The sequence below is a fragment of the Klebsiella grimontii genome, assembly GCF_900200035.1.
GTDB lineage: Bacteria > Pseudomonadota > Gammaproteobacteria > Enterobacterales > Enterobacteriaceae > Klebsiella > Klebsiella grimontii.
The window spans coordinates 969,077-986,224 of the sequence record NZ_FZTC01000015.1 but is presented as its reverse complement, the minus strand read 5'-3'; the positions used below and the strand labels follow the sequence as shown (position 1 = coordinate 986,224).

The 17,148-nt window shown below is 54.9% G+C and carries 12 protein-coding genes; 7 read left to right on the top strand and 5 right to left on the bottom strand.

What is annotated here, in order from left to right; genetic code table 11:
• Positions 1-10 precede the first annotated feature (10 nt).
• Both KOSB73_RS12395 and rlmKL read right to left on the bottom strand, forming a co-directional pair.
• Positions 11-1,918: an ABC transporter ATP-binding protein gene (locus tag KOSB73_RS12395; protein ID WP_024360058.1), complete on the bottom strand. Its 1,908-nt coding sequence runs from the start codon at positions 1,916-1,918 to the stop codon at positions 11-13.
• A gap of 12 nt (positions 1,919-1,930) precedes the next feature.
• Positions 1,931-4,036, bottom strand: coding sequence for a bifunctional 23S rRNA (guanine(2069)-N(7))-methyltransferase RlmK/23S rRNA (guanine(2445)-N(2))-methyltransferase RlmL (gene rlmKL / locus KOSB73_RS12390; RefSeq protein ID WP_004871577.1), 2,106 nt, complete (start codon positions 4,034-4,036; stop codon positions 1,931-1,933).
• A 98-nt stretch (positions 4,037-4,134) separates the two neighbouring features.
• Here rlmKL and KOSB73_RS12385 point away from each other — a divergent pair, with 98 nt between their 5' ends.
• A complete protein-coding gene (locus tag KOSB73_RS12385; RefSeq protein ID WP_024360059.1) occupies positions 4,135-5,244 on the top strand; it encodes a YcbX family protein in 1,110 nt (369 codons plus the stop codon).
• Here KOSB73_RS12385 and zapC read toward each other — a convergent pair.
• Together zapC and pyrD are read right to left on the bottom strand one after the other, a co-directional pair.
• The gene (zapC, locus tag KOSB73_RS12380) at positions 5,241-5,783 is read right to left on the bottom strand and encodes a cell division protein ZapC (RefSeq protein WP_004130998.1); all 543 of its coding nucleotides are present in this window, start codon (positions 5,781-5,783) and stop codon (positions 5,241-5,243) included. The genes KOSB73_RS12385 and zapC overlap by 4 nt on opposite strands.
• A 168-nt stretch (positions 5,784-5,951) precedes the next feature.
• Positions 5,952-6,962, bottom strand: coding sequence for a quinone-dependent dihydroorotate dehydrogenase (pyrD, locus tag KOSB73_RS12375; RefSeq protein WP_004130996.1), 1,011 nt, complete (start codon positions 6,960-6,962; stop codon positions 5,952-5,954).
• A gap of 248 nt (positions 6,963-7,210) precedes the next feature.
• Here pyrD and ssuE point away from each other — a divergent pair, with 248 nt between their 5' ends.
• The 3 genes from ssuE to ssuB are packed head-to-tail and all read left to right on the top strand — an operon-like array spanning position 7,211 to position 9,404.
• Positions 7,211-7,786 carry an NADPH-dependent FMN reductase gene (gene ssuE / locus KOSB73_RS12370; protein WP_049087512.1) on the top strand — a complete coding sequence of 192 codons (576 nt, stop codon included), beginning with the start codon at positions 7,211-7,213 and terminating at the stop codon, positions 7,784-7,786.
• A 56-nt stretch (positions 7,787-7,842) separates the two neighbouring features.
• Positions 7,843-8,634 carry an aliphatic sulfonate ABC transporter permease SsuC gene (gene ssuC / locus KOSB73_RS12365; protein WP_004130990.1) on the top strand — a complete coding sequence of 264 codons (792 nt, stop codon included), beginning with the start codon at positions 7,843-7,845 and terminating at the stop codon, positions 8,632-8,634.
• A complete protein-coding gene (gene ssuB, locus KOSB73_RS12360) occupies positions 8,631-9,404 on the top strand; it encodes an aliphatic sulfonates ABC transporter ATP-binding protein (RefSeq protein WP_049087513.1) in 774 nt (257 codons plus the stop codon). Before ssuC ends, ssuB begins: the two co-directional genes overlap by 4 nt.
• A gap of 66 nt (positions 9,405-9,470) precedes the next feature.
• Here ssuB and pepN read toward each other — a convergent pair whose 3' ends face one another.
• Positions 9,471-12,086, bottom strand: coding sequence for an aminopeptidase N (gene pepN, locus KOSB73_RS12355; protein ID WP_024360062.1), 2,616 nt, complete (start codon positions 12,084-12,086; stop codon positions 9,471-9,473).
• Between the two features lie 328 nt (positions 12,087-12,414).
• On the opposite strand from pepN, the gene pncB reads away from it, so the two are divergent.
• The 3 genes from pncB (at position 12,415) to KOSB73_RS12340 (ending at position 16,997) form a co-directional block, all read left to right on the top strand.
• A complete protein-coding gene (pncB, locus tag KOSB73_RS12350; protein WP_004871590.1) occupies positions 12,415-13,617 on the top strand; it encodes a nicotinate phosphoribosyltransferase in 1,203 nt (400 codons plus the stop codon).
• Between the two features lie 308 nt (positions 13,618-13,925).
• Positions 13,926-15,326 (top strand): asparagine--tRNA ligase, encoded by a 1,401-nt coding sequence (asnS, locus tag KOSB73_RS12345; RefSeq protein ID WP_004130975.1) that lies wholly within the window; start codon positions 13,926-13,928, stop codon positions 15,324-15,326.
• 591 nt (positions 15,327-15,917) lie between these two features.
• A complete protein-coding gene (locus KOSB73_RS12340) occupies positions 15,918-16,997 on the top strand; it encodes a porin (RefSeq protein ID WP_004137614.1) in 1,080 nt (359 codons plus the stop codon).
• Positions 16,998-17,148 lie beyond the last annotated feature (151 nt).

The following is a 17,148-nucleotide window of genomic DNA, read 5'->3' as shown; positions in this document are numbered from 1 at the left end:
ACTCCTCAGCTTATGCGCCGTTTTTTAATCCTTCGAGATATTCCCAGCGTTCGAAGGCGGTTTCCAGCGCCTGCTCCGCTTCACTCAGCTGCGCAAGCACCTGCTGCGTATGGTCATGCGATTGCCCAAAGAAAGAAGGGTCGGCAACCTGCTCCTGCAACTTCTGCAGCTGGGCTTCCAGCTCTTCCAGTTTCTGCGGCAGCTGCTCCAGCTCGCGCTGCAGGTTATAGCTTAGTTTGCTGGCAGCGCGTTTGACACTTTCTGCTTTCGGTTGAGCAACTTCAACAGACTTTTTAGAAACCGACTGCTTTTTCGCCAGATACTGGGCCTGCTGACCGCGGGCGTCATGATAGCCGCCGACGTATTGACCAATTTGTCCCGCGCCTTCGAAGATCCAACACTCCGTAACCGTGTTATCAACAAACTGACGGTCGTGGCTCACCAGCATCACGGTTCCCTGATAGCCGTCAACCAGCTCTTCCAGCAGTTCCAGGGTTTCGACATCCAGATCGTTTGTCGGTTCATCGAGAATCAACAGGTTGCTGGGCTTAAGGAACAGACGCGCCAGCAGCAGACGGTTACGCTCACCGCCCGACAGCGCGCGCACCGGCGTCATCGCGCGTTTTGGATGGAACATAAAGTCCTGCAGATAGCCCAGGACGTGGCGCGGCTTGCCGTTCACCATAACTTCCTGTTTACCTTCCGCGAGGTTATCCATCACCGTTTTATCCGGATCAAGTTCCGCGCGGTGCTGGTCGAAGTAAGCGACCTCCAGCTTGGTACCCACGTGAATGCGTCCGCTATCCGCCTGCAGCTGACCAAGCATCAGCTTCAGCAGCGTGGTTTTCCCGCAGCCGTTGGGGCCAATCAACGCAATTTTGTCGCCGCGCTGGATTTGGGCAGTGAAATCTTTCACCAGCACCTTGCCATCAACCTGGTAGTTGACGTTCTCCATTTCGAACACGATCTTGCCCGAACGCGCGGCCTCTTCGACCTGCATCTTCGCGCTGCCCATCACTTCACGGCGCTCACCGCGCTCGCGACGCATGGCTTTTAACGCCCGTACGCGCCCTTCGTTACGGGTACGACGCGCTTTGATCCCCTGGCGGATCCACACTTCTTCCTGCGCCAGCTTGCGATCGAACTCCGCGTTCTGCAATTCTTCCACGCGCAGCGCTTCTTCTTTATCCAACAGATACTGATCGTAGTTACCTGGATAGGTCACCAGCTTGCCGCGATCGAGATCGACGATTCGCGTCGCCATATTGCGGATAAAGGAACGGTCGTGCGAAATAAAAATAATGGTGCCTTTGAACATCTTCAGGAAACCTTCCAGCCAGTCGATAGTTTCAATATCGAGGTGGTTGGTCGGTTCATCGAGCAGCAGCACGCGCGGCCCGCTGACCAGCGCGCGGCCAAGGGCCGCTTTACGCAGCCAGCCGCCGGAAAGCGAGGAGAGCTCGGCGTTAGGATCGAGATTGAGCTGTTCCAGCACTTCATTAATGCGACTATCGAGCTGCCACAGGCCTAAATTATCCAGCTGCTCCTGCAGACGCGCCAGTTCGTTCAGATTCTTATCACTCGGATCGGTCATCACCAGCTGCGAAACATCGTGATAACCCTTGAGGTAAGCCGCTTGTTCCGCAATCCCTTCGGCCACAAAGTCGTAAACGGTGCCGGTAACATTACGCGGCGGATCCTGCTGTAAACGTGCCACAACCAGATCCAGTTCATAGATAATGCGCCCGTCATCAAGACCCTGTTCACGATTGAGGATCTTCATCAGGGTCGATTTACCCGCACCGTTGCGTCCAACCAGGCAGACGCGTTCGTTATCTTCGATATGCAGTTCAGCATTATCCAGCAGCGGCGCATCGCTGAAAGAGAGCCAGGCGCCGTGCATACTAATTAAAGACATTCTTTATTCCTTTCAGGCTGCGGTAATCAGCCAGCAGTTGTGAATCTGACGGTTACGGGCAAAATCCTGAGACAGCGTTTTTTGCGTGATCTCCTGCGCCTTCAGGCCCAGCTGCGCCAGCCCGTCATGATCCATACGGAAACCGCGTTTGTTGTTCGAGAACATAATCGTGCCGCCTTTACGCAGCAGACGTTTTAAATCGGTCATCAGACGCAAATGGTCGCGCTGAACGTCAAACGCATCATCCATACGCTTGGAGTTGGAGAAGGTTGGCGGATCGATAAAGATCAGGTCGAACTGTTCGGTCGTCTCACGCAGCCAGCCCAGCACATCGGCCTGCATCAGGCGATGCGCGCGGCCGGTTAAGCCATTGAGGCGCAGGTTACGTTCAGCCCATTCAAGATAGGTACGGGACATATCGACCGTCGTCGTGGAGCGCGCGCCGCCAAGGCCGGCGTGAACGCTGGCGCTGCCGGTGTAGGAGAACAGGTTGAGGAAGTCTTTGCCTTTGCTCATCTGCCCCAGCATGCGGCGAGCGATACGGTGGTCGAGGAACAGGCCGGTATCCAGGTAATCGGTCAGGTTGACCCACAGACGCGCATTATACTCCTGCACCTCAATGAATTCGCCTTTCTCGCCCATTTTCTGATACTGGTTTTTACCTTTCTGCCGCTCGCGGGTTTTCAGCACCAGCTTGTTCGGCGCAATCCCCAGTACCGCAATGGTGGCGGCAATAATATCAAATAAGCGCTGGCGGGCTTTATGCGCGTCAACGGTTTTCGGCGGCGCGTACTCCTGCACCACCACCCAATCGGCGTAGCGGTCGATGGCGACGTTATACTCCGGGAGGTCGGCATCATACAGGCGATAGCATTCAATACCTTCCTGACGCGCCCACTTCTCGTATTTTTTCAGGTTCTTGCGCAGGCGGTTGGCGAAATCTTCCGCCAGCATCGCGGTTTTGCCGCCTTCGTTTTCTGCAAGATGGTAGTTCTTCTGGACGCAGTCGAGCGGGCCGTTTTTCGCTTTAAACTGTTTATCAGCACGAAGCTGCAGGCAGCTCAGCAGATCCGGCGAGGCGCTAAACAGCGACAGGTTCCAGCCGCCAAACTGGTTCTTCATAATCCGCCCCAGCAGGCTATGCAGGGCAATCAGCGCCGGTTCACTCTCCAGACGCTCGCCGTACGGCGGGTTGCTTATAACCGTGCCGTAAGGGCCCTTCGGCAGCGGATTGCTCAACTGGGCAACATCTTTCACTTCGAAGGTAATCAGTTCGCCAATACCGGCGCGGCGGGCGTTACGCTGCGCGCGTTCGATAACGCGGGCGTCAACGTCGGAACCGTAAAAGCGCGACTCATACGCCGCCAGTCCCTGACGGGCGCGGGTTTGCGCTTCGGCTTTCACTTCTTTCCAGATAGCATCGTCATGCTGCGCCCAGCCGCCAAAACCCCAATGACCGCGGTGTAAACCCGGCGCACGATCGGTGGCCAGCATCGCCGCTTCAATCAGCAGCGTACCGGATCCGCACATCGGATCGAGCAGCGGCGTACCCGTGGCCCAGCCGGAACGCATCACTATCGCCGCGGCCAGGTTTTCTTTGATTGGCGCCATGCCGGTCCCGTCGCGGTAGCCGCGCAGGTGCAGGCCCTCGCCGCTGAGATCCAGGGAAATATGCGCGGTCTCTTTATTTAGCCAGACGTTAATACGCAGATCGGGGTTTTCGCGATCGACGTTGGGACGCGGCAGGTTCTTACGCGTAAAGCTGTCGACGATGGCGTCTTTAACCTTCAACGCCCCGTACTGGCTGTTACGAATCTCTTCGTTCAGCCCGCTAAAGTGCACGGCAAAAGTGGCATCCTGGCTGAAAATCTCGGTCCATGGAATAGCCTGTACGCCAAGATACAGATCCAGGTCGCTGTAGACGCTGCACTGCCCCAGCGGCAGCATAATCCGCGAAGCCAGCCGGCTCCACATCAGGCTTTGATACAGCAACCGCGTATCTCCCTGAAAATGGACCCCGCCCTGGACCAACTGGCAGTCCATCGCGCCCAGTCCTTCCAGTTCAGTTTTTAACAGCTCTTCCAGCCCACGAGCCGTACTGGCAAACAGAGAATTCATATCGTCACTTTTACTAAAAGAAAATTGGTGCGCATTATAGCCAATATGCGCCCCATGTCATAAAGTTAAAGGCTTATTTTTAAAGCCAGGGGCAGCGTATGGTCACCCTTTCGCGTCTTTTTATTCATCCCGTCAAATCAATGCGGGGAATTGGCCTGAGCCACGCTTATGCAGACATCAGCGGGCTGGCCTTCGATCGTATATTTATGGTGACGGAAACCGATGGCACCTTCATCACCGCCCGTCAGTTTCCGCAAATGGTCAAGTTTATTCCGGCGCCGCTCCATGATGGTCTGCATCTGACCGCGCCGGACGGCAGCAGCGCGGTGGTCCGCTTCAGCGATTTCTCGACGCAGCAGGAGCCTACCGAAGTCTGGGGCAACCACTTTACCGCCCTGATTGCCCCGTCCGCGGTCAACCAGTGGCTAAGCGGGTTCTTTAACCGCAACGTTCAGCTCCGCTGGCTGGGGCCGCAGCTTAGCCGCAGGGTGCAACGCCACGATGCCGTTCCCCTCTCCTTCGCCGACGGTTTTCCCTATCTGCTGGCCAATGAGGCTTCACTACGCGATTTGCAAAAACGTTGTCCGGCCAGCGTAAGCATAGAACAGTTTCGCCCGAATCTTCTGGTAACTGGCGCAGCCGCCTGGGAGGAGGATACGTGGAAAGTGGTACGCATTGGCGAGGTCGTTTTTGATGTCGCTAAACCGTGCAGCCGCTGCGTATTGACCACCGTCAGCCCGGAGCGCGGGCAAAAGCATCCTGCCGGCGAGCCCTTAAGCACGCTGCAGCGTTTCCGCACGGCGCTGGACAACGGCGATGTCGATTTCGGCCAGAACCTGATCGCGCGAAACAGCGGCGTAATCCGCGTTGGCGATGAGTTAGAAGTACTGGCCCGCGGCCCGGCGAAGGCCTACGGCGCAGGCGATAGTGATGATACGCCGGCACCTGAAGCACAGCAGAACGCGACGGTGGAAATAGCGTGGCAGGGAGTGAGTTTTACCGGTAATAATCAGCAAATCCTGCTGGAGCAGCTGGAACAACAGGGAATTCGCATTCCTTACTCCTGTCGGGCAGGAATCTGCGGCAGCTGCCGCATCCGGCTGGAAGAAGGGGAAGTCAGCGCGCTGAAGAAAAACGCGGTAGCCGCCGATGGCACTATTCTGTGCTGTAGCTGCGTACCGAAAACCGCGGTGAGGCTGGCGCCTTAAACCGCCTGGCCCAGGCTGTAGCTGGCGACGCCTGGCGCTGGCTGCAGTCTGTCATTCATAATTTTAATCACGTCGCCCAGCTGCATCACGCGGCCGGCAAGCGTCAATCCGGGCTGCGCTAACAGGCATAGCGCGGCGTTTTCGCCGGGTTCAACCACCAGCAGATTGACCTGCTGGCCGGTATCGCTGAGCCATGCGCTGGCGGCATCGCCAACGCCGGGCTGCCAGCTTTCTTCATGAGTATTGAAGTGCCAGCTTTTCGGCATTTGCGGTTTGAGAAAACGAATGGCGACCAGCGCATTAAGTACTAATTCTGCGCGCTGTTCTTTTGTTAATTCGAGGTCGCGGCATTTTTCTTCAAATGAGAAATAGAGCGCAGCGTCATCAACGCAAAATCCGGAAGGCGCGAAGGCGTCGGGCGTCAACATCCGTCGGGCAAAACGCGACCTGAATAACATGCCATTGGCCAGATCGAGCATCATACGGTCATGCTCTTCATCGTAATACCAGCGCCAGTTATCGTCAGGTTTGATCCGCATTTCTACCCCCGTCCTCTTCCACTTCCATCTGTAATAAACAGGTAAACTGCTACAGAATATTTCCAAAATTAAGAAAAGACTAAAATGTTTAAATAAGCAACAATGAAGGAATATAAAACAACCAGGGCTATAAATAAAGCCCTGGTGAAGTATCAGAAGGGGAAAAGATTAGATATGGGTAACAATTTCTTTAATCAGCGGCGGACCTTTAAAAATAAATCCGGAATAAATCTGCACCAGCGTCGCTCCGGCGGCTATCTTTTCCCGGGCGGCAATCACCGAGTCAATACCGCCGACTCCGATAATGGGCAGACGGCCATTTAATTCCGCAGACAGCATACGGATAATTTCCGTACTCTTTAGCTGCAACGGACGTCCGCTAAGCCCACCGGTTTCATCACAATGTTTCATCCCCTGTACCAGCGATCGATCCAAAGTTGTATTGGTGGCAATCACGCCATCTATATTATGCCGGACTAAACTGTCCGCCACCTGGATCAATTCTTCGACGGAAAGATCCGGGGCGATCTTCACGGCCACAGGAACATATTTCTGATGCTTCTCTTGTAGCTCACGTTGCTTATTTTTAATACCAGAGAGCAAATCATCCAGCGCGTCTCCGTATTGTAAAGTACGCAAGCCTGGGGTATTCGGCGAAGAGATATTAATGGCGATATAGCCGGCATAAGCATAGATTTTTTCCATACAAATCAAATAATCATCTTTGCCTTGTTCTACCGGGGTATCTTTATTCTTGCCAATATTAATCCCCAGAATGCCGTCAAAATGCGCCTTTTTTACGTTCTCAACGAGGTTATCAACACCGTGGTTATTAAAGCCCATGCGGTTGATCAACCCTTCAGCATCGACCAGGCGGAAGATCCTTGGCTTATCGTTGCCCGGCTGCGGGCGTGGGGTCACGGTGCCAATTTCAATGGAACCAAAACCCATCGCGCCGAGCGCATCAATGCACTCGCCGTTTTTATCCAGCCCGGCGGCCAGGCCCAGCGGGTTCTTAAATGTGAGTCCCATACAGGTCACCGGTTTTGTCGGCACCTTCTGGCGAACCAACATTTCCAGTGGGGTACCCGAAACACGGCGTAATTGTTGAAAAGTGACTTCATGAGCGCGCTCAGGATCGAGCTGAAAAAGGGCTTTACGAACGAAGGGGTAGTACATGAACTCTCCTGGATTCCCGGTGTGCAAACCGGGGGCGTATTATGTGCGATCCACCCCGGAAAGGGAATTGACCTACGACAAAAAATCTTACCTCCGACGCAAACGTTTACTTTCGCCCCTTCCGTTATGCACTTTCTGACAATCCAACGCCGGATAAATCATTTAGGGAAATAAAAGCGCTCTGTCACACTGCAGCTAAATGTTATCAATTATAGATAAATGCGAATATTTAGTTATAAGGAGTGAGTATGCGAGTCATCACACTTGCGGGCAGCCCGCGTTACCCTTCCCGCTCCAGCGCGCTTCTGGAATACGCCAGAGAGACGCTCTCCGCGGCGGATATTGAAGTCTGTCACTGGCACCTGCAGAATTTTGCCCCGGAAGACCTGCTTTACGCTCGCTTTGATAACCCCGCCCTCCATGCGCTGAATGAACAGCTTGCCGGCGCCGATGGGCTGATCATCGCGACCCCCGTCTATAAAGCCTCTTTTTCCGGTGCGTTAAAGACGCTTCTGGACCTGCTGCCGGAACGCGCGCTGGAGGGAAAAATCGTTCTGCCGCTGGCTACCGGCGGAACCATCGCCCATATGCTGGCGGTGGATTACGCCTTAAAACCGGTACTCAACGCGCTGAAAGCCCAGGAGATCCTGCACGGCGTTTTTGCTGATGATAGTCAGGTCACGGATTATCAGCATAAACCGCAATTTACCCCGAATCTGCAGGGTCGCCTCGACCAGGCGCTGGAAACCTTCTGGCAAGCTCTGCATCGTCCCAGCAGCCGCGCGCCGGCGCTGAAAAATTTACAGCGGGTTGCGCATGTTTAAAAACCCGCGTTGATGCCCCTATCCAGGCAAAACGGTCAAGAATAAAGGAACACTTTATGGCGACGCTTTCGCAAAAATTCCTGATCCGCGTAGCCCCCTGGCTTTTGCCGGTCGGCAGCGTGATCGTCTGGCAATTCGCCTCCTCCGTCGGTTGGCTATCGACCCGTATTTTACCGTCGCCGGAAGGAGTGCTAAAAGCCTTCTGGACGCTCTCCGCCAGCGGCGAGCTCTGGCAGCATCTGGCTATCAGCTCATGGCGGGCGCTTATTGGTTTTAGCATCGGCGGTTCTATTGGCCTGGTTCTCGGGCTGATTAGCGGCCTGTCGCGCTGGGGCGAACGCCTGCTGGATACCTCCATTCAGATGCTGCGCAACGTGCCGCACCTCGCGCTGATTCCGCTGGTGATTTTATGGTTCGGCATCGATGAGAGCGCCAAAATCTTCCTCGTGGCGCTGGGAACCATGTTCCCGATTTATATCAACACCTGGCACGGTATTCGAAATATTGACCGGGGACTGGTCGAGATGGCCCGCAGCTACGGCTTATCGGGTTTTGCTCTCTTCCGCCACGTGATCCTGCCCGGCGCCCTGCCCTCCATTATGGTCGGCATCCGTTTTGCGCTCGGCCTGATGTGGTTAACGCTCATCGTGGCCGAAACCATCTCGGCTAACGCCGGTATCGGCTATCTGGCGATGAACGCCCGCGAATTTCTGCAGACCGATGTCGTGGTCGTCGCCATTATTCTTTACGCTATTCTCGGCAAACTGGCCGACTTCAGCGCCCAGCTGCTTGAACGCGTCTGGCTGCGCTGGAATCCGGCCTATCACCTTCAGGAGGCCAACGCATGACCACCGCGCGTCTTAATCCGGGGATCCCGCTGCTGCTTAACGGCGTAAGCAAACGTTACGGCAGCAAGACGATTCTGAATGAACTCGATCTTCATATTCCCACCGGGCAATTCGTCGCGGTGGTCGGGCGCAGCGGCGGCGGTAAAAGCACCCTGCTGCGTCTGCTGGCCGGGCTGGAAAAACCCAATGCCGGACAGCTGCTGGCGGGTTCGACCCCGCTGGCGCAAATCCAGGACGATACCCGGATGATGTTTCAGGATTCCCGCCTGCTGCCGTGGAAAACGGTGATCGATAATGTCGGCCTCGGGCTGAAAGGCCAGTGGCGCGAGGCCGCGCTCAGGGCGCTGGCGAGCGTCGGCCTTGAAGACCGCGCCGGTGAATGGCCCGCAGCGCTTTCCGGCGGGCAAAAGCAGCGCGTGGCGCTGGCTCGCGCGTTAATTCATCGCCCCGGATTATTACTGCTTGATGAACCGCTGGGCGCGCTGGACGCGCTCACTCGCCTCGAGATGCAGGATCTGATTGTCTCGCTGTGGCAGGAACATGGATTTACCGTCCTGCTGGTCACCCACGACGTCAGCGAGGCGGTGGCAATGGCCGATCGCGTTTTGCTGATTGAAGAGGGGAAGATAGGGCTGGATCTGCTGGTGGACATTCCACGTCCGCGGCGCACGGGTTCGGCGAAGCTGGGCGAACTGGAAGCGGAAGTTTTGAATCGGGTAATGCAGCGCGGCCAGAACGAGTCTGCGCCGCGCTTAGCCAGACACGGCTGAACCGCCGTCGTTTTTATAACATCCGGCCACAGCGCAGCTGCGCCGTGGCCGGAAATCACATCACTGTTACGCCAGCGCTTTGCTGATTTTCTCGAACAGATCCCCGGAAAGATTCTCCAGACCTTTCAGCTGCTCCAGCGCCCCGCGCATCAGCGCCTGACGCTTCTCGTCGTAGCGCTTCAGGCGAATCAGCGGTTCAATGAGACGCGAAGCAACCTGCGGGTTGCGGCTGTTCAGTTCAGTCAGCATCTCGACCAGGAACTGATAACCGCTACCGTCTTCGGCGTGGAACGCCGCCGGGTTGCTGCCGGCAAAGGCGCCGATCAGGGAACGGACGCGGTTCGGGTTACCCATGCTGAACGAGCGATGATTCAACAGGCCGCGAACCGTCTCCAGGGCGTTATCCGCCGGGCTGGTGGACTGCAGGATAAACCATTTATCCATGACCAGACCGTCCTGGTGCCATTTGTCGTCATACTCCTGCATCAGCGCATCACGGCACGGCAGCTGGGCCGCTACGGCCGCCGTCAGCGCCGCCAGCGAGTCGGTCATATTGTCCGCTTGATGATACTGCGCGCTAACCAGTTTATCCGCCAGTCCGGCATCGCCAAACGCCAGGTAGCGCAGGCAGGTGTTACGCAGAGAACGCTTGCCGATATCGGCATGCTCAACGCGGTAGCTGTCGAGCTTATTGGCGTTGTAAACCGCCAGGAACTCGTCCGCCAGCTCTTTCGCCAGCGTGCGGGTCAGCGCTTCGCGCACCGCGGCGATGGCGATCGGATCGATAATCGCAAACAGCTCCGCCATTTCATTTGCCGAAGGCAGGGTCAGGATCTCCGCCGCCAGCGCCGGATCGATCTTCTCATCCAGCAGAATCGCACGGAACGCATCGGCTACGTGGATCGGCAGCGACAGCGGCTGCCCCTGCTGGTGACGGTTGACGTTGAGTTTGATATAGGTCGCCAGCAGGCTCTGCGCCGCGTCCCAGCGGGAGAAATCATTCCGCGCGTGGCGCATCAGGAAGGTCAGCTGCTGATCGCTCCATTTGTACTCCAGCTTCACCGGCGCGGAAAACTCGCAAAGCAGCGCCGGGACCGGCTGGAAGTAGACGTTGTCGAAAACAAAAGTCTGCTCCGCCTGGGTCACGTTCAGTACGTGATGCACCGGATGGCCGCCCTTCTGCAGAGGGATCACTTTGCCTTCGTTATCGTACAGCTCGATATCGAATGGGATATGCAGCGGCAGCTTCTCCGCCTGTTCTGACGTCGGCGGCGTGCGCTGGCTGATGGTCAGGGTGTACTGCTCCGTTTCCGGATTGTAGTCGTCATGGACGGTGACAATCGGCGTACCGGACTGGCTATACCAGCGGCGGAAATGGGACAAATCGACGTTGGAAGCGTCTTCCATCGCCTGGACAAAATCATCGCAGGTCGCGGCGCTACCGTCGTGGCGTTCAAAATAGAGCTGCATTCCTTTCTGGAAATTCTCTTCGCCCAGCAGGGTATGCAGCATGCGGATCACTTCCGCGCCCTTCTCATACACCGTCAGGGTGTAGAAGTTGTTCATTTCAATCACGCTGTCCGGGCGAATCGGATGCGCCATCGGGCTGGCGTCTTCGGCGAACTGCAGGCCGCGCATGGTACGTACGTTATTGATGCGGTTGACCGCGCGAGAGCCGAGATCGGAGCTGAACTCCTGATCGCGGAAAACGGTCAGGCCCTCTTTCAGGCTAAGCTGGAACCAGTCGCGGCAGGTGACGCGGTTGCCGGTCCAGTTATGGAAATATTCGTGACCAATGACGCGTTCGATATCCAGATAGTCTTTATCGGTCGCGGTATCGGTACGCGCCAGCACGTATTTGGAGTTAAAGACGTTAAGCCCTTTGTTCTCCATGGCGCCCATATTGAAGAAGTCGACGGCGACAATCATATAAATGTCGAGGTCGTACTCGAGACCAAAGCGGGTTTCGTCCCACTTCATTGAATTTTGCAGCGAGGTCATCGCCCATGGCGCGCGGTCAAGATTGCCGCGGTCAACGTACAGCTCCAGCGCGACTTCACGCCCCGAACGCGTTTTGAAGGTATCGCGCAGGACGTCGAAATCGCCGGCCACCAGCGCAAACAGGTAGCACGGTTTCGGGAACGGATCCTGCCACTGGATCCAGTGGCGGCCGTTTTCCAGCTCGCCCTGGGCCACGCGGTTACCGTTGGAGAGCAGGAACGGGTATTTTGCTTTATCGGCGATGATTTTGGTGGTGAAGCGCGCCAGAACGTCCGGGCGGTCCAGATACCAGGTAATATGGCGGAAGCCTTCCGCTTCGCACTGGGTACACAGCGCTTCGCCGGACTGATACAGTCCTTCCAGCGCGGTATTCGCCGCGGGGCTGATTTCGTTGACGATGGTCAGGGTGAAATGTTCCGGTAAACCGCTAATGACCAGTTGGTTATTTTCTTCCTTGTAGTCGCTCCACGGTTGGCCGTTAACCTGCAGAGAGACCAGCGTCAGGTCTTCGCCATCCAGACGCAATGGCACATCAGACGTAGCCGCCTGGCGGGAGACCTTGCTCTCAGCCGTCACTACGGTTTTCGCGGCATCCAGGTCAAAGGTCAAATCGATATCGCTAATCAGATACTCCGGCGCACGATAGTCGTGGCGGTATTTGGCTTGGGGCTGTTGTGTCATAAAAAACCTTTAGCGTGTCCTGTAAAGTGTCGACTCAGTCTATTCCTGTTGCGCAAATCTCGCTATGCAGAATCTTCATCTTTTCAATGCTAAACATGAAAATTGCTACATTTTGATAACACAAGAGGCACGAAATGCGCTCGACCAGGCGCAAAGCTTGTGGTGTGATGCGTGTTCAATATATTAAACTAGGCCTCGCAAATGACCGTCAGCGTCGCCATCAGCCGTCGCCGCGGGACAGAGTCGGGTATTACAGGTATACTCCGCCTCCTTTTTACCGCTTTGGTTTTGATGGAAACGCTCCAGTGAGAGGATGCTACTGCGCACCATGACCCAATTCACTTCTCCTGTACTGCACTCGTTGCTTGATACGGATGCCTATAAGCTGCACATGCAGCAGGCTGTCTTCCACCGCTACAATGATGTACAGGTTGCGGCGGAGTTCCGCTGCCGTGGGGATGATTTGCTCGGCATCTACGCCGATGCGATTCGCGAGCAGGTTGAGACGATGCGCGACCTGAGGCTACAGGACGATGAATATCACTGGTTGTCGAGCCTGCCCTTCTTTGCGCCAGACTATCTTGAGTGGCTACGCGGCTTCCGCTACGACCCGCGCCAGGTTACCGTCATTAATGACAACGGCAAGCTGAATATCCGCCTTTCCGGGCCCTGGCTTGAAGTCATTATGTGGGAAGTCCCGCTGCTGGCGGTGATAAGCGAGTTGGTGCATCACTATCGCTCGCCGGAAATCAGCGTCAATCTCGCGCTGGACACGCTCGAGCATAAGCTAACTGACTTTAACCGCCTCACGGCTGATATCGATATGTCGGGCTTCCGCCTGATGGATTTCGGTACCCGCCGCCGCTTCTCGCGCGAGGTGCAGCAGGCCATTGTTCAGCGTCTTCAGCAGGAACCCTGGTTCACCGGCACCAGCAATTACGATCTGGCGCGTCGTCTGAATCTGACGCCGATGGGAACCCAGGCGCACGAATGGTTCCAGGCGCATCAACAGATCAGCCCGAACCTGGCAAGCAGCCAGCGCGCGGCCCTCGCGGCCTGGCTGGAAGAGTATCCCGATCGGTTGGGGATTGCCCTGACCGACTGCATTACGATGGATGCTTTCCTGCGCGATTTCGGACCGGAATTCGCAACCCGTTATCAGGGGCTGCGCCACGACTCCGGAGACCCGGTCGAATGGGGCGAGAAGGCTATCGCCCACTACAAAAAGCTGGGCATCGACCCGCTGAGCAAAGTGCTGGTATTTTCCGATAATCTCGACCTGACAAAAGCGCTTGATCTCTATCGCCACTTCTCCTCGCGGGTGAATCTGAGCTTCGGTATCGGTACGCGTTTAACCTGCGATATTCCCCAGGTGAAGCCGCTGAATATTGTTATCAAGCTGGTGGAGTGCAACGGTAAGCCTGTCGCCAAACTTTCTGACAGCCCGGGTAAAACAATTTGCCACGACAAAGCGTTCGTCCGCGCTCTGCGCAAAGCCTTCGATCTGCCGCCGGTTAAAAAAGCCAGCTAGGTCATGTCATATAAAGACAAAATGCGTCCGCCAAAACGGACGCATTTTTATTAGCCTCCACTTATCATCCCGAGACTTTATCAAGCGTTAAGAATCCCGTTCGCCCTGCATGGGATAATCACTATGAACGAATCCCTCTTAATATCAGGCTCTCCCTCAGCAAAGAAGGCGATCTCCTTATTTATTTCCTAAAAGCCCCCTTTCTTGTGCGAAATCTACTTGTCTGATGGAAGATGACAGGTAACATAGATATCCCCCTGCTGAAGGGGAATACAGATTTTTCTATTGGACTAACAAGAGAGACTATTATGAGCGTTGTGCCTGTAGCCGACGTACTCCAGGGCCGCGTTGCCGTTGACAGCGAAGTCACCGTGCGCGGATGGGTGCGTACCCGCCGAGATTCTAAAGCTGGCTTTTCTTTCCTCGCCGTCTATGACGGTTCCTGCTTTGATCCTGTACAGGCCGTTATTAGTAATTCTCTTCCCAATTACAATCAGGAAGTCCTGCGCCTGACTACCGGCTGCTCGGTCGTGGTAACCGGCAAAGTCGTGGCGTCTCAGGGACAGGGCCAGAGCTTTGAAATCCAGGCCAGCCATGTTGAAGTCAGCGGCTGGGTGGAAGATCCGGATACTTATCCGATGGCGGCTAAACGCCATAGCATTGAGTATCTGCGTGAAGTTGCCCACCTGCGTCCGCGCACCAACCTGATTGGCGCGGTGGCGCGCGTTCGCCATACGCTGGCGCAGGCGCTACACCGTTTCTTCGACGAGCAGGGTTTCTTCTGGGTTTCTACTCCGCTGATTACCGCTTCCGACACTGAAGGCGCCGGCGAGATGTTCCGCGTTTCAACGCTGGATCTGGAAAACCTGCCGCGCAACGACCAGGGCAAAGTCGATTTCGATAAAGACTTCTTCGGCAAAGAGTCGTTCCTGACCGTTTCCGGCCAGCTGAACGGCGAAACCTATGCCTGCGCGCTGTCTAAAATCTACACCTTTGGCCCGACCTTCCGCGCGGAAAACTCCAACACCAGCCGCCACCTGGCGGAGTTCTGGATGCTGGAGCCGGAAGTCGCCTTTGCTAACCTGAACGATGTGGCAGGTCTGGCGGAAGCGATGCTGAAGTACGTTTTCAAAGCCGTTCTCGAAGAGCGCGCTGATGACATGCAGTTCTTTGCCGAACGGGTTGATAAAGACGCCATCGACCGCCTGCAGCGTTTCGTTTCCGCTGATTTTGCCCAGGTTGATTACACTGACGCGGTCACCATTCTGGAAAATTGCGGTAAGCAGTTCGAAAACCCGGTGTACTGGGGCGTGGATCTCTCCTCCGAGCACGAACGCTATCTGGCGGAAGAGCACTTTAAAGCGCCGGTTGTCGTGAAAAACTATCCGAAAGATATTAAGGCGTTCTATATGCGCCTTAACGAAGACGGTAAAACCGTCGCCGCTATGGACGTCCTGGCGCCGGGCATCGGTGAAATCATCGGCGGCTCCCAGCGTGAAGAACGCCTGGACGTGCTTGACGCGCGTATGGCGGAAATGGGCCTTAATAAAGAAGACTACTGGTGGTATCGCGACCTGCGCCGTTACGGCACCGTGCCGCACTCCGGTTTCGGTCTGGGCTTTGAACGTCTGATCGCTTACGTGACCGGCGTGCAGAACGTTCGTGACGTCATTCCGTTCCCGCGGACCCCGCGTAACGCGACATTCTGATTTTTTTCTGCAATTTTTGTCAAAGGCCAGCGCAAGCTGGCCTTTTTTTATGTCAATTTACGTTAACGAATATCAGGAAACTTAAACATCAACCGTCATGGTTCACAATTATGTTACGCACTATTTCATTAGCGACCGCTAATTAAAACCGCACCTTTTGTTCATAAACTGGCAAACATGCTGATTATATTGCTCGTTTTTTAACCACACGCAGCACAACTTGCAACGACAAGATTTGAATAAAAATAAAGCAAAATGCAGATGCAAAATGCGCAAACCCTCTCTTATCTAAATTAATCATAATTAATTCATATAGATATATAAAGGAAGGTGATTTTTTCAGCAAATACGACCGGAATGTTGATTGAGTTCACAAAGTTCCCAAAAATACACATTTAGTTACATAGAATTTCCTTTTGTTACTCATATGAGATATTGGTAGCATTTTCAGGCTAGCGAAACGTTGTTCTGAATGGAAAGATGCCTCCAGACACCAAACTATCATCAATAGTTCCGTAAATTTTTATTGACGAAACTTATTGGCGGCAGTGGCAAGTGTTCATAAAAAAATATAAATGAGGGTAATAAATAATGATGAAGCGCAAAATTCTGGCAGCGGTAATTCCTGCCCTGCTGGTAGCCGGTGCAGCTAACGCTGCAGAAATCTATAACAAAAACGGCAACAAACTGGACTTCTACGGGAAAATGGTTGGCGAGCACGTTTGGACCACCAACGGCGACACCAGCAGCGATGATACCACTTACGCCCGTATCGGCCTGAAAGGCGAAACCCAGATCAACGATCAGCTGATCGGCTACGGTCAGTGGGAATACAACATGGATGCGTCCAATGTTGAAGGTAAACAGACCACCAAAACTCGTCTGGCTTTCGCAGGCTTAAAAGCCGGTGAATATGGTTCATTCGACTACGGTCGTAACTATGGCGCCATCTACGACGTCGAAGCGGCAACCGACATGCTGGTTGAATGGGGCGGCGACGGCTGGAGCTATACCGACAACTTCATGACCGCGCGTACCAACGGCGTTGCAACCTACCGTAACTCTGACTTCTTCGGTCTGGTTGACGGTCTGAGCTTCGCGCTGCAGTACCAGGGTAAAAACAAAGACCGCGACGTGAAGAAACAAAACGGCGACGGCTTCAGCACCGCGGCTACCTACGCGTTTGACAACGGCGTAGCGCTGTCCGCAGGCTATGCGAACTCCAGCCGTACTGGCGATCAGAAAGCTGATAAAAACGGCGAAAAAGCTGAAGCATGGGCAACCTCCGCTAAATATGACGCGAACAACGTCTACGCTGCGGTCATGTACTCCCAGACCTACAACATGACGCCGGAAAACGAAGGCAACTACTTCGCTAACAAAACTCAGAACTTCGAAGCCGTCGTTCAGTATCAGTTCGACTTCGGCCTGCGTCCGTCCATCGGCTACGTACAGACTAAAGGTAAAGACCTGCGCTCTCGCGCTGGCTTCTCCGGCGGCGATGCTGACCTGGTTAAATATGTCGAAGTGGGTACCTGGTACTACTTCAACAAAAACATGAACGTCTACGCTGCGTATAAATTCAACCAGCTGGACGACAACGATTACACCAAAGCCGCTGGCGTTGCGACCGACGACCAGGCCGCAGTGGGTATCGTTTACCAGTTCTAATCTGCAGTACACCCCTTCGTGATATGCCTAAAAAGCAGGACTTCGGTCCTGCTTTTCTGCTTTCCTGAGAGGAAGATCGTAACTTTCAAAAACCTTCTCGCTTTTTGTCGCAAACGGTTGGCAATTAACATAACTCCCGTTAACCTGATAG

Excerpts from the sequence above, each read along its gene's own strand:
- KOSB73_RS12395 (WP_024360058.1), bottom strand. The coding sequence starts at position 1,918 with ATGTCTTTAATTAGTATGCACGGCGCCTGGCTCTCTTTCAGCGATGCG.
- rlmKL (WP_004871577.1), bottom strand. The coding sequence starts at position 4,036 with ATGAATTCTCTGTTTGCCAGTACGGCTCGTGGGCTGGAAGAGCTGTTA.
- KOSB73_RS12385 (WP_024360059.1), top strand. The coding sequence starts at position 4,135 with ATGGTCACCCTTTCGCGTCTTTTTATTCATCCCGTCAAATCAATGCGG.
- zapC (WP_004130998.1), bottom strand. The coding sequence starts at position 5,783 with ATGCGGATCAAACCTGACGATAACTGGCGCTGGTATTACGATGAAGAG.
- pyrD (WP_004130996.1), bottom strand. The coding sequence starts at position 6,962 with ATGTACTACCCCTTCGTTCGTAAAGCCCTTTTTCAGCTCGATCCTGAG.
- ssuE (WP_049087512.1), top strand. The coding sequence starts at position 7,211 with ATGCGAGTCATCACACTTGCGGGCAGCCCGCGTTACCCTTCCCGCTCC.
- ssuC (WP_004130990.1), top strand. The coding sequence starts at position 7,843 with ATGGCGACGCTTTCGCAAAAATTCCTGATCCGCGTAGCCCCCTGGCTT.
- ssuB (WP_049087513.1), top strand. The coding sequence starts at position 8,631 with ATGACCACCGCGCGTCTTAATCCGGGGATCCCGCTGCTGCTTAACGGC.
- pepN (WP_024360062.1), bottom strand. The coding sequence starts at position 12,086 with ATGACACAACAGCCCCAAGCCAAATACCGCCACGACTATCGTGCGCCG.
- pncB (WP_004871590.1), top strand. The coding sequence starts at position 12,415 with ATGACCCAATTCACTTCTCCTGTACTGCACTCGTTGCTTGATACGGAT.
- asnS (WP_004130975.1), top strand. The coding sequence starts at position 13,926 with ATGAGCGTTGTGCCTGTAGCCGACGTACTCCAGGGCCGCGTTGCCGTT.
- KOSB73_RS12340 (WP_004137614.1), top strand. The coding sequence starts at position 15,918 with ATGATGAAGCGCAAAATTCTGGCAGCGGTAATTCCTGCCCTGCTGGTA.